Source organism: Neobittarella massiliensis (ex Bilen et al. 2018) (assembly GCF_900289145.1).
GTDB lineage: Bacteria > Bacillota > Clostridia > Oscillospirales > Ruminococcaceae > Neobittarella > Neobittarella massiliensis.
The window spans coordinates 31,793-44,566 of record NZ_OKQO01000006.1; the positions used below are offsets into that span (position 1 = coordinate 31,793).

General features: G+C 53.9%; 11 protein-coding genes and 2 pseudogenes. All 13 read left to right on the plus strand.

Going from position 1 to position 12,774, the window contains the following annotated elements; translation table 11 throughout:
* The first annotated feature begins 5 nt into the window (after positions 1-5).
* The 13 genes and pseudogenes from C6Y32_RS09210 to C6Y32_RS09270 all read left to right on the plus strand — a co-directional run bounded on the left by C6Y32_RS09210 (position 6) and on the right by C6Y32_RS09270 (position 12,628).
* Positions 6-203, plus strand: coding sequence for a hypothetical protein (locus tag C6Y32_RS09210; protein ID WP_015535516.1), 198 nt, complete (start codon positions 6-8; stop codon positions 201-203).
* The gene (locus C6Y32_RS09215) at positions 190-2,013 is read left to right on the plus strand and encodes a VirD4-like conjugal transfer protein, CD1115 family (protein ID WP_015535515.1); all 1,824 of its coding nucleotides are present in this window, start codon (positions 190-192) and stop codon (positions 2,011-2,013) included. Before C6Y32_RS09210 ends, C6Y32_RS09215 begins: the two co-directional genes overlap by 14 nt.
* The gene (locus C6Y32_RS09220) at positions 1,997-2,350 is read left to right on the plus strand and encodes a hypothetical protein (RefSeq protein WP_015535514.1); all 354 of its coding nucleotides are present in this window, start codon (positions 1,997-1,999) and stop codon (positions 2,348-2,350) included. The genes C6Y32_RS09215 and C6Y32_RS09220 overlap by 17 nt, the downstream gene beginning before the upstream one ends.
* 73 nt (positions 2,351-2,423) lie before the next feature.
* Positions 2,424-2,966 (plus strand): annotated as a pseudogene (locus tag C6Y32_RS09225) (VirB6/TrbL-like conjugal transfer protein, CD1112 family); the annotation flags it as partial.
* Positions 2,967-3,569: 603 nt separating this feature from the next.
* Entirely contained in the window at positions 3,570-5,402 is a 1,833-nt protein-coding gene (locus C6Y32_RS09230) for a reverse transcriptase/maturase family protein (RefSeq protein ID WP_105205003.1), read from the plus strand.
* A gap of 102 nt (positions 5,403-5,504) precedes the next feature.
* Positions 5,505-5,798: pseudogene (locus C6Y32_RS09235) on the plus strand (hypothetical protein); the annotation flags it as partial.
* Between the two features lie 16 nt (positions 5,799-5,814).
* Positions 5,815-6,018 (plus strand): hypothetical protein, encoded by a 204-nt coding sequence (locus tag C6Y32_RS09240; RefSeq protein ID WP_055271107.1) that lies wholly within the window; start codon positions 5,815-5,817, stop codon positions 6,016-6,018.
* A gap of 15 nt (positions 6,019-6,033) precedes the next feature.
* The gene (locus tag C6Y32_RS09245; RefSeq protein WP_055271109.1) at positions 6,034-6,447 is read left to right on the plus strand and encodes a PrgI family protein; all 414 of its coding nucleotides are present in this window, start codon (positions 6,034-6,036) and stop codon (positions 6,445-6,447) included.
* Entirely contained in the window at positions 6,440-8,797 is a 2,358-nt protein-coding gene (locus C6Y32_RS09250; RefSeq protein WP_081459203.1) for a VirB4-like conjugal transfer ATPase, CD1110 family, read from the plus strand. Before C6Y32_RS09245 ends, C6Y32_RS09250 begins: the two co-directional genes overlap by 8 nt.
* Entirely contained in the window at positions 8,794-9,198 is a 405-nt protein-coding gene (locus C6Y32_RS09255) for a DUF6075 family protein (RefSeq protein WP_081459202.1), read from the plus strand. The genes C6Y32_RS09250 and C6Y32_RS09255 overlap by 4 nt, the downstream gene beginning before the upstream one ends.
* Positions 9,199-9,224: 26 nt before the next feature.
* Complete coding sequence (locus C6Y32_RS09260; RefSeq protein ID WP_105205004.1) at positions 9,225-9,977, plus strand: DUF6674 family protein; 753 nt, start codon at positions 9,225-9,227, stop codon at positions 9,975-9,977.
* A gap of 17 nt (positions 9,978-9,994) precedes the next feature.
* A complete protein-coding gene (gene srtB, locus C6Y32_RS09265; RefSeq protein ID WP_015535510.1) occupies positions 9,995-10,783 on the plus strand; it encodes a class B sortase in 789 nt (262 codons plus the stop codon).
* A 33-nt stretch (positions 10,784-10,816) separates the two neighbouring features.
* Positions 10,817-12,628 (plus strand): CHAP domain-containing protein, encoded by a 1,812-nt coding sequence (locus C6Y32_RS09270; protein WP_164998203.1) that lies wholly within the window; start codon positions 10,817-10,819, stop codon positions 12,626-12,628.
* Positions 12,629-12,774: the final 146 nt, after the last annotated feature.

Here is a 12,774-nt window from a genome sequence, read left to right on the forward strand (position 1 = left end):
GACCCATGGAAAAACAGGAAAAAGTCGTCCTCACCCTGGACAGCTATGAGCATGGGATCATGATTCGCGCCCTCAACGAACTGCGCAACGATATGCTGGAGGAACAGCGTGACCCCGGCCCGGTGGAGGACGTTCTGCTGAAAACCATTGACGCCCCAGCCCAAAAAGACAAGAAAGCGAAGCGCCGGGATGAAGCCAGATAATAAGGCGGGCGGCCCCTGGCTCTATGCCCTGGGGCTGGTCCCGGTGATCTGGTTCGCCCTGCTGATTGCGCCTGCCATTTCCGGGGGACTTTCGGAGATCGTCAGCGCCCTGCCTGCGGCAATGAACAATCCATTCAAAATCGTGTGGTGTGAGGACAGTGTAAAAACTGTCCTCATTTTTATTGCCGCCTATGGGCTGGGCATTGGCATTTATCTTTCTTCCCGGCGCAATTACAGACGAGGTGAAGAACACGGTTCCGCCAAATGGGGCGATCCGCGGGCCGTGAATAAGAAATACCGGGACAAGGATCCGTTCAAAAACCGCATTTTTACCCAGCACGTCCGCATGGGGCTGGATGGCCGGAAGCACCGCCGCAACCTCAACACTTTGGTGGTGGGCGGCAGTGGTGCGGGAAAAAGTCGGTTCTACGCCAAAGTGAACATCTGCCAATGCAATACGTCCCTTTTTATTTTGGACTGTAAGGGGGAACTGCTTCGTGACTGCGGCGGCCTGTTGGAACAGATGGGCTATGAGATCAAGGTGGTGGACCTTCTGAACATGGAGAAAAGCCATTGCTACAATCCCTTTGCCTATCTGAAATCCGACAACGATGTGCAGAAGATGGTGACGAACCTTTTCAAAGCCACCACTCCGAAAGGGAGCCAGTCCAACGACCCTTTCTGGGATACTGCGGCCAGTATGCTCCTCATGGCGCTGGTGTTTTATCTGTGGTACGAAGCGCCGGAGGATGAGAAGAATTTCCCCATGATTATGGAGATGCTCCGAGCCGGGGAGGTGCGGGAGGATGATGATTCCTACCAATCGCCGCTTGACGAACTGTTTGACCGGCTGGAAATGCGCTCCCCGGATCACATCGCTGTGAAGTATTACAAGGATTACCGTTCCGGCTCTGCCAAAACGCTGAAATCCATCCAAATCACCTTGGCGTCCCGCCTGGAAAAATTCAATCTTTCTTCGGTGGCGGCTCTTACCGCCACGGATGAACTGGACCTTTCCAGCCTGGGCGAGAAAAAAGTGGCACTCTTTGCCCTCATCCCGGACAACGACGCCAGCTTCAATTTCTTGGTAAGTTTGCTGTATGCCAGCACTTTCCAGGAACTTTTTTATTCTGCCGACCGGGTACACGGCGGTAGCCTGCCCGTACCGGTGCATTTTCTCATGGATGAGTTCGCCAACGTGAGCTTGCCGGATGATTTCGACAAGCTGCTGGCCACCATGCGCTCCCGGAATATCAGCGTTTCCATCATCATTCAGAACATTGCCCAGCTCAAGGCGCTGTTTGAAAAGCAATGGGAATCCATCATCGGCAACTGTGATGAATTTTTGTACCTGGGCGGCAATGAAACGTCCACTCACAAGCTGATCTCTGAGAACTACCTGGGGAAAAGCACCCTCTGGCTGGACACCTACGGCAAGAGCACCGGGCATTCCGGCAGCTACTCCACCAACAACCAGATCACGGGCCGGGAGCTGATGACGCCCGATGAGGTCCGTATGCTGGACAATAACCTGGCCCTGCTCTTTATCCGTGGCGAAGCGCCGCTGATGGATGAAAAGTATGACCTTTTGAAACATCCCAACATCAAGTACACCACCGATGGCGGCGCGCCTGTCTATTCCCACGGCGGCACTGAAAACGCCGTGGCGGATATGACCATTGGCCGCCTCACCCCCGGCGACCTTGCCAATATCCAGGAGCCGGAAACCCTTTACGAACTTCTGTCCGATGAGGACATGGAGAATATCTTTCAATTTAAGGAGGACACCAAAAATGAAACTGTTTCATAAGGAAAGCAAGCAGAAGAAAGAAACCCGCAGCCTGCCCATGGGAAAAAAGAGCCGGAGCGCCTTTGCTGTTTATGCAGCCCTGGTGCTCATGCTGTGCTGCTGCACCACTACGGCCTTTGCCGCCAGCGACCCGTTGACTGTTATCAACAACCTCAGTGATTTCATCTTCGGCCTGATCCGCGCCGTGGGTATGATCCTGCTGGGCTTCGGCGTCGTGCAGATCGGCCTTTCTCTGAAAAGCCATGACCCCAGCCAGAGGGCTAACGGCTTTCTCACCTTGGCCGGCGGTGTTGTGATTACGTTTGCGAAGGAGATTTTGACCCTGATTACCGGCTGATTCTAATAACGGCAGTGTGGGGGCAGGCCCATGGCGGCCTGCCCCTTACCGTTGCCGGAAAGGAGGTTGTTGAATGTCCGATAACTGGGTTGTTCAAAATTTGCAAAATGCCCTCGACACCTGGAACAAGTACCTGTCCGAGATCTGGCAGCTCATCACCCAAAGCCCGGAACAGTTTAAGGGTGGCTCCATCTGGGGCGTCATTGTCAACATCCACGACGCGGTGCGGGCCATTGGCCTTGCGCTTTTGGTGCTGTTCTTTGTAGTGGGCGTCATGCGTACCTGCGGCAGCTTTGCCGAGGTAAAGAAACCGGAGCACGCCTTAAAGCTGTTTATCCGGTTCGCCATTGCCAAAGGTGTCGTGACCTATGGGCTGGAGCTGATGATGGCCCTCTTTAATATCGTCCAGGGCCTCGTTTCAACAATAATGAACGCGGCGGGCTTTGGAACCGCGCAGCAGACGGTTCTCCCCCAGGAGATTGTCACGGCGGTGGAAAGCTGCGGCTTTTTCGAGAGTATCCCCCTCTGGGCGGTGACGCTCATTGGCGGGCTGTTTATCACGATATTGTCTTTCATTATGATAATGACCGTCTACGGGCGGTTTTTTAAGCTCTATTGTGCGCCCGGAAAGGCTGCGGCGTAAGCTAAAGCAGCCTGCGGGCAATTTGGGATTCTGCCAGTAGCGCGGTAGTAGGAAAAGGTATTTCGAAGGGAGGTGTAAATTACCCTATCACCAGCCGATTTATCCGGAGGGGAAACCCAATGGGGAGTGCAGCATATCGGCAACGCCGTAAGTTGGGAAACTATCGAACCACTACTGAACGGCAAGGTGAAACGTTGTGAACGAGGAATAAAGCTGGATTGCTTGAAGGGCAGTCCAAGGCGGCATACTTGAGCCGGCGGCGCAGGATAGTTGTATTCGCCGCATGCCGTGGCAATTAGTGACATGTAGACATCGATTGCGAAATACCCACGACAGCCAACCGCAGTAAGCGGATAACGGACGAAAACCCATTTCGACATCACAACAAGCTGTCCCAAACTGCCTAACCGGGGATTGCCTAACCCGGAATGCCCTCAAAGGCTATGGCTTTCAGAGCCTGAAAATCCGATATGGCAACGGAGCCGCCGTAGTAGTCTGAGCAAGGGAAAGCCTTGCGCATGGCGAAGGACGGCAGGATATCGTCCAAAATATCAATGGAAAGGTGCGTGAGGCACTATGAGAAGTCCAAAGAACGTTTTGGAAAGTCTGAAATCAAAAGCAGCAAACAAAGATTACCACTACAAGCGTCTCTATCGAAACCTGTACAATCCTGCGTTTTTTCTGCTGGCATATGAGCGTATCCAAGCAAAACCTGGAAACATGACAGCCGGAAGCGATGGGAAAACAATCGATGGCATGAGTATGAAGCGAATTGAGGCCCTCATTGAAAAATTGAAGGATTTCAGCTATCAGCCAAAACCCGCCAGAAGAACATATATCCCAAAAGCAAATGGTAAAACACGCCCTCTTGGTATTCCAGCCTTCAATGATAAGCTGGTACAAGAGGTGGTACGCATGATACTGGAAAGTATTTATGAACCTACCTTTCAAGACACCTCCCATGGATTTCGCCCAAAGCGGAGCTGCCATACAGCCTTGCAGTATATTAAGCGGAATTACACGGGGGTTAAATGGTTTGTCGAGGGCGATATCAAAGGGTGCTTTGACCATGTAGACCATCATGTGCTGATACAGATACTACGCAGGCGCATTGCAGATGAGCATTTCATCGGCCTGATTTGGAAGTTCCTGAAAGCCGGATATATGGAAAATTGGGTGTACTACAACACCTACTCCGGCACCCCACAGGGGTCGCTGATCAGTCCAATCCTGGCGAATATCTATCTCAATGAACTGGACGTATTTATGGCGGAATATGCAAGATCCTTTAACCACGGTACAAGACGGAAAATCAACCCGGCTTACCAAAAGCTGTTAAGTATCCGGCGCGGCAAACAGGAATGGCTGAAACGCAATGAAGCGAAAATCAGTGAGAAAAAAAGACGGGAAGTTATGGCGAAGATACAGGAACTGAACGGTTATCTGCATCTTATCCCTTACAGCGATCCAATGGATACGGAATACAAGCGGATTGTATATGTCCGCTACGCTGATGACTTTCTGATTGGTGTGATTGGAAGTAAAGAGGACGCAAGGCAAGTCAAATCCGACGTGGGAATGTTCATCAGGAAGAACCTACATTTAGAGATGTCCCAGGAAAAAACGCTCATCACCCACGGCAACGACTTTGCTCACTTCCTCGGATATCTGATTACAATCAGTCGGGAGCAAAACAGCACCCGAACAAGGACTGGATTTACACGCCGGACTTATGTAGGAAAAGTTAAGCTGTATGTGCCCAAAGAGAAATGGGTCAATCGTCTGCTCTCCTATGGCGCACTGAAAATCAACTGCGACAAAGCCTATGGGAACAAAGGGGTATGGGAACCGGTGCGGCGTCCGGGACTGATGCGCCTGGACGATATTGAGATTCTGAACCAGTACAATGCAGAAGTACGGGGAATGTACAACTATTACCGACTGGCGAACAACGCAACGGTACTAAATAACTTTCTCTATGTGATGAAGTTCAGCATGTACAAGACCTTTGCCGGAAAATATCGGACGAATATGAGAAAAATCATTCGTAAATACTGCCATAACGGAGATTTTACCGTATCGTATCCAACGAAAAACGGGACTAAATCTGTGGTGTTCTACAATCAGGGCATGCGTCATAATGGCAAAGTCGTCGTGTCGGAAAACCCGGACATCATTGGCAGAGCGAACGAAAACCGCCGCTATACAAGTCTGACAGACCGGCTGCAAGGCCATATATGCGAATCCTGCGGAACCGAAACAGAGGATATTGAAATTCATCATATCCGAAAACTGAAAGATTTAAGTGGTAAGGCAGAATGGGAACGCCAAATGATTGCGCGTAAACGCAAGACAATGGCCCTGTGCCATTCCTGCCATGTGAAGCTGCACAATGGAAAGTTAGACTGATATCTGGAAAGCCGGATACATTGAGAGGTGTACGTCCGGTTTGGAGGGAAGCGTTTGGAAACCTACCGCAGCAATGCGGCAAGGCGCTGGGCGCTTACCCTACTATACACGGCCATCGCGCCGGTGCCCCTGTCCACCTTCGCCGGGGAACCGACCCAAAACGTGGGCAAGAGTTTTATCAAGAGCTATGCCGCCGTGTGTCTGGAAGGGGCCATCATTGTGCTGGCCTGTATCATCTTTTCCCTGTTCGCGGCGGCCCCGCCTGCTATTGACCCCAATGCGGCGGCAGTCACCCAGGTGTGGAGCTATATCGGGGAGCTGGTCTTTAATATGCTTGTCCTCGTGGGCGCGGTGAAAATGGCCGACCGCGTGGTGCGCGAGATGATGGGCCTGTAAAAAAGGAGGAAAATAAATGCGTTATCAAACCTATGTGCTGCACTTGATTGATGGAACCGCCATCCCAATGGTGGAGGATTACGACCTGCCCGCTGAAAAGGGAATTGTGGGCACTTCTCCAAAGCAGCCCCAGACGAGATTTTTACCGTGGGCGACCGGCTGCTGGGCTTTGCCTATATACCCAAGAGCAGCATTGTTTACCTGGAAACCGGCGATGTGATTGTGAGGTGATATTTTGGAAGTCAAGATCAACCGGGAAATCCGCAACTACACCGAATCCATGTTTTTCGGGCTGAGTATGCGGCAGTTCATCTTTTCTGTCCTCGCCTGCAGCGTGGCCGTGGGCCTTTACTTTATCCTGCGCCCCTACTTTGGGGTGGAAACCCTGTCCTGGATGTGCATTTTGGGGGCGGCCCCCTTTGCCATGCTGGGGTTCATCACCTATCACGGTATGACGGCGGAACAATTTATCTGGGCGTGGCTGCGCTCGGAAATGCTGGAGCCGAAGGAGTTTAAGTTCGAGGACAGCAACTACTACTATGCGGCCCTGAAAGATACCATCGAGGAGCTGCAAACCGGGCGGCCCGGCAAGAAGCGCCGGAAGGAGCCGAAACACTTTAGCAAACGGAAGGAGGCCAAGCATGATTAAGACCATCAAAACCATGTCCAAGCAGGAAAAGGAGCGTTACACCGTCCCCCGGAAGGTGCAGGATGTGATCCCCGTCCGCCGTATCTGGCCGGACGGCATCTTCCTTGTGGGGAACAAGTTCTCCAAAACCTATAAATTCAGCGACATCAACTATCTGGTGGCCAGCCGCGAGGACAAGGAATCCATGTTCCTCACCTATTCGGAGCTGCTCAATTCCCTGGATTCCGGTGCGGTGACGAAAATCACCATCAATAACCGCCGTATGAATCAGGCCAACTTTGAAACGTCCATCCTCATGCCCATGCAGGGGGATTTCCGGGATGAGTACCGGGGGGAATATAACCAAATGCTGCTGGATAAAGCCACCGGAGCCAACGGCATTATGCAGGAAAAGTATATCACCATCTCCGTGGTGAAGAAGGATATTGAGGAGGCCCGCGCCTATTTTTCTCGTGTGGGAGCCGACCTGATTTCCCACTTTGCGGCCCTTGGCTCCAAGTGCGTGGAGCTGGACGCCACCGAGCGCCTGCGTATCCTGCACGACTTCTACCGCCAAGGCGAGGAATCCGAGTTTGTTTTCAATGCCCGTGAGATGATGAAGCGGGGCCACAGCTTCAAGGACTATATCTGCCCGGACGGGATCGAAAAAAAGAGCGACTATCTGAAGCTGGGCGGCAAGTTCTGCCGGGTGCTGTTCCTCAAAGACTACGCCTCTTATATTAAGGATAACATGGTGACGGAGCTTACCGATTTCAACCGAAATCTGATGTTCTCCATCGACATTGTGCCGGTTCCCACGGATGAGGCCGTGCGGGAGGTGGAAAACCGCCTGCTGGGTGTGGAAACCAACATCACCAACTGGCAGCGCCGCCAGAACGCCAACAACAACTTCTCTGCTGTGGTCCCCTACGATATGGAATTGCAGCGCAAGGAAAGCAAGGAGTTTTTGGATGACCTCACCACCCGCGACCAGAGGATGATGTTCGCGGTGATGACCCTGGCCATCACCGCCGACACCAAGGAGCAGCTTGACAGCGATACCGAAGCGGTGCTTTCCGTGGCGCGAAAGCACATGTGCCAGCTTGCGGTGCTCAAGTTCCAGCAGCTTGATGGCCTGAACACCGCCCTGCCCATCGGGGTGCGGAAAATCAACGCCTTCCGTACCCTCACCACGGAATCCCTGGCCGTATTCATCCCCTTCAAGGTCCAGGAGATCCAGGATAAGGGCGGCATTTACTTTGGAGAGAACGCCATTTCCCACAACCTCATCATGTGCAACAAGGCGAACCTTTTGAACCAGTCGGCCTTCCTGCTGGGCGTCCCCGGCGCGGGCAAGTCCTTCAGCGCCAAGGAGCTGATCGCGTTTCTTATGCTCCACCCAGATTACGCAAATGACGACATCCTGATCTGTGACCCGGAGGGAGAATTTGGCGCACTCGTCAAAGCCCTGGGCCGGGAGAAAGCGACGGTGGCCCATCTGGTGGCAGGCGGCAAGGACCGCCTCAACGCCATGTATATGGTGGAGGGCTACGGTGAGCAAAACCCCATCGTGGAAAAGAGCCAGTTTGTCATGTCCCTCATCGAGCAGATCGACAAGCGCGGCGTGGGGCCGCAGCATAAATCCATCATCGACCGCTGCACCGCCCTGGTGTACCCGGAGGCGGAGAATGCCGGGAGGGTGGCTACCCTCTGCGACCTGCGTCAAAAACTGCTGGAGCAGCCGGAGGATAAGGCCAGGGAGATCGCCCTTTCCCTGGAGCTTTACACCACCGGTTCCCTGGACATCTTTGGCCGGGAAAGCACGGTGGATTTGAACAAGCCCTATGTGGTGTTCGACATCCACGGCCTGGGCGAGCAGCTAAAGCCTGCCGGTTCCCTGGTCATCACCGATACGATCCTCAACCGCGTCACCCTCAACTGGAAACGGGGCAAGCGCACCCATGTGTTCATCGACGAGTTCCATGTGATGTTTGAGAATGAGCAAAGCGGCATTTTCTTTAATTCCGCATGGAGGCAGTTTAGAAAGCGTGGGGCCTACCCGACTGCTATCACCCAGAACGTGGAGTACCTTTTGGATTCCGTCCAGGCCAGCACCATGCTCTCTAACTCGGAGTTTATCGTCATGCTGAACCAGGCGGCGTCCGACCGGGCAAAGCTGGCGAAGCTCCTCAATATCTCCAACGAGCAGATGAGCTATGTCACCAATGCGGACGCTGGCTGCGGCCTCATCCGGTATGGCAGCGCCCTGGTGCCGTTCATCAACCGATTCCCCCGTGACACCAAGCTCTATGCCCTGATGACGACCAAGCCCGGTGAAGGCGTATTCGGCGGCGAGGAGGTGCCGGTATGAGCAATCTTCGCTTTGCGTCCCCGGAACACCGGGATTTCTTTTTGGATATGATGAGCGAGGCTCGGAGGAACGACTGTTACCACCGGGCCTTTTTCTATGTGATGGGGATTGCCCCGGAAACGCGGTCAAACATCCGCCAGATGTTTGACTTCAAGCAGGACTGTATCGAGCCGGATGGTATGCACGGCGGCTGGCAGACCAGCGGCACCGTCCGGGTGTGCCGCCTTGCTTTTAATCTCTGGAACGGCTATACCGACCCGGAGCACAGCAACGCCTATTCCCCGGAGGATTTGTTCTGCTGCGAGTTCGCCCCCTACTTTATGGAAGGCGTGAAAATCCGTTACCCGAAATACTGCCGGGAGCTGCCCCCTGTAAGAAAGCAGGCGGAACCGGCGCGATGATACGTTTGAGAATGGAGGAATGAACAATGGCTGAACCGGCTCTTACGTTGCGGGACCACCCGCAGATCATAGACCTGATTTCCGTTCTGGAACAGAGCGGGCTTCAAAAGCAGAAGGAAGAAGTACAGGCCCTGGTGGGCTATATCGACGGTATGGAAGAAAAGCTGTCCCAGATGATGGACGAAATGAAGGAAATGCGCCTGGAGGTGGGCAAGCTCCACGACAAGGGAATCCGCGCACGGTGCTCCCAGCTTGCGGACACTGTGGAGGGTAAAGTCCGCCAGACCAAAGTGATGGTTTCCACGGCAAAGGAAAACCTCATTTCATCTGCAAAGCAGATGGTGCAGACCTTCCGGGAAAAAGGGCGCTCTGCCCTGTGCCATGCGGCCCAGGCCCTGCACATCCCCTCAGTTCTTTCCCGGATGGGACGGGGCTTTGCCCATTCGGAAAAAAGCATGGGGCAACTCGCTGTGAGACTGGACTCCATGCGGGAAGAATTGCACCAGGCGGGTGGCCACATCAAAAACGCCGGGCTTGCCCTTACGGGAAAGGAACCCCAGGAAAGCAAGGAATTATCTGCGGATAAGGGTGTGCTTGCCAAGCTGCGGAGCTTTGTGCTGTCTTGCGGCAAGGTGTTTTCGGAAATGGAACGCGACATGGCGCTCACGGTGGAGCGAATCAATGGCGGGCGCTCATCGGTGAAAACCGAACTGCAGGGGTTGAGATCGGCCCAGGCCGGGCAGCGCCGCCAAGCGGCCAGCAAGGAACAGGCACGATAAGTACAGGAGGGTGAAATATGAGTGACAAAGTGAAAAGCAGACTGATGATCGCTGGGGCGGCCTTTTGTGCCGCCCTGTTCCTTTTCTCCGGGGCTATGTTGGCCCGCGAATATCTGGACCAAAAGCAAAGCGCCGAAGCCTTTGACGAGGTGGCCGGGCTGGTCAAGGAAGATGTGGAGTTGCCCGCGCTGGAGCTGGCCGATGACCCGGCCCAGGAGCCGGAAGAACTCACGGCTTTTGAAAAGTATGCGGATGTGTACGCCAAGAACAGCGATTTGGTGGGCTGGATTTCTATTCCCGGCACCCGGATTGATTATCCCGTCATGCAGACCAAGGATAACCCCAACTTCTATCTGAAGCACGCTTTTGATAAGTCGTACAGCAGCTATGGGGTGCCCTATATGCAGGAAAACTGCGACGTCGGCATTTCCGACAATCTGATGCTGTACGGCCATCACATGAACAACGGCAGTATGTTCTCCGATCTGTGCAAGTACGAGAGTGAGGATTTCTACCAGGACCACAAGACCATTCATTTTGATACGCTGGACAGCTTTGGCGAGTATGAGGTAATCGCCGCATTTAAGACGGTGGCCTACTCAGAGCAAGGCTTCAAGTATTACCACTTCGTCCGGGCCGAACAGGAAGAAGATTTTGACGAGTTTATTGCCAAGTGCAAGGAACTGGCGCTCTATGACACGGGCGTGACTGCGGAATACGGCGACCAGCTCATTACCCTTTCCACCTGCGAGTATTCCCGAACCAACGGGCGGATGGTGGTTGTCGCCAAGCTGCTGGAGGAATAAGGGCGGCCCCGCCCGGGGAAGGAGGTGAAGCCCATGGGCAAGGGTATAAAAACAAGAGTTTCTGCGAAAAAAGGCATTAAAGCGATTGATAAAGCGGCGGTTGCTTCTGAACGGATGAAGGAGGCATATATCCGCACCAAGGATAAGGCCGACCACAGCCTGTATGCGGAGGAAAGCTCTCCTGGTGAATATGCGTCCGACCGCCTTTCCGCTGGGGTGGATAACGTCACCCATGAAGCGGTTCACCAGTTTGATAAACAGGGCCGCAGAGGGGTTCAGACGACTAAGGAGAATATCTCCCAGCTCAAGGAGAAAATCCAAAAGCGGAAAGCCGCAGCCGAACAGCCGAAAAAACAAGCGGAGAAACAGGCGGCTCAGCAGGCTGGGCAGCCCGCCACACGCTGGAGTGGCCGTCAGGCAGCCGATACGGTTTCCGAGCCGGCCAAGGCGGTCCGTCAGGAGCGCGGGGCCATCAAGACCCTGGACCGCGGCAAGAAAGGCATTAAGACAGTGGACAGGGGCCGAAAAAACATCAAGCAGGCTTCTTCCACGGCCAAGGGAACCATAAAAACCACCAGCAAATCCATTAAGACGGCGGAAAAGACTGCCAAGGCCAGTATCAAGACCAGCCAACAGGCGGCTAAAGCTGCCCAGCGGACTGCCCAGGCCACGGCGCGGGCGGCCAGGGCTGCAGCTCATGCCGCCCGCATAGCGGCTCGAACTGCGGTAGTTGCGGCAAAGGCAGCGGTCAAGGCTACGGTTGCGGCGGTGAAAGCCATCATTGCAGCCACCAAGGCGCTGATTGCCGCCATCGCTGCCGGGGGCTGGATCGCCGTGCTGGTAATTATTGTAATCTGCCTCATCGGTATGATTATCGGCTCCTGCTTTGGGATTTTCTTTTCCGGCGAGGATTCCGGCACCGGGCAGACCATGCAGACTGCTGTACAGGAGATCAATACAGATTACCAGGAGAACCTGGATGAGATCAAGACGTCCCACAGCTATGATGTGTTGGAGATGTCCGGTTCCCGCGCTGTGTGGAAAGAGGTATTGGCGGTTTACGCCGTCAAAACCACCACCGATTCGGACAACGCCCAGGAAGTGGCCACCATGGATGATGAGAAGCTAGAGCTGTTAAAGGACATCTTCTGGCAGATGAATGAGATCTCGTCCAGCACGTCCACCCAGACGGAAACAGTGATTGAAACATCCGATGACGGCAACGGCAATATCGTGGAAACGGAAACCACGGTCACGCAAACCTATCTGTATATCACTGTCAGCCACAAGACTGCGGAGGAAATGGCCAACCAGTTCGGCTTTAACGAGGACCAGCGGGAACAGATGGCGGAACTTTTAGCCGATGAGAACAATTCCCTTTGGTCCCAGGTGCTTTACGGCATTACCGGAGGGGATGGCGAAATCGTCACGGTGGCGCTCTCCCAGGTGGGCAATGTTGGCGGCGAACCGTACTGGAGCTGGTACGGCTTTGGCAGTCGTGTGGAATGGTGCGCCTGCTTTGTAAGCTGGTGCGCCAATGAGTGCGGTTATATCGAAGCCGGCGTGATCCCGAAGTTTGCGGCCTGCGCGTCCCAGGGTGTTCCCTGGTTCCAGGAGCGTGGGCTGTGGCAGGATAACAGCTATGAGCCGCGCCCCGGCGACATCATCTTTTTTGACTGGGATGATGGAGGCCAAGACGGTTCTTCCGACCATGTGGGGATTGTGGAGAAGGTGGAGAATGGCCGCGTCTACACCGTGGAGGGCAACTCTGGCGACTCCGTGCGACAGAACAGCTATCCCGTGGGATACTATGAGATTTACGGGTATGGCACACCTGCCTGTTAACAGCTCCAAAAAAGAAGAAGCCCAGCCGCACAGGCGGCTGGGTACATAATGATAATAACAAAAGCATCGTCCCCTTGACAGCAAGACAAAAATATGCTATTCTGATTTTGGTTTGATAATTAGATTATCTTAAATAAAGCGATTAT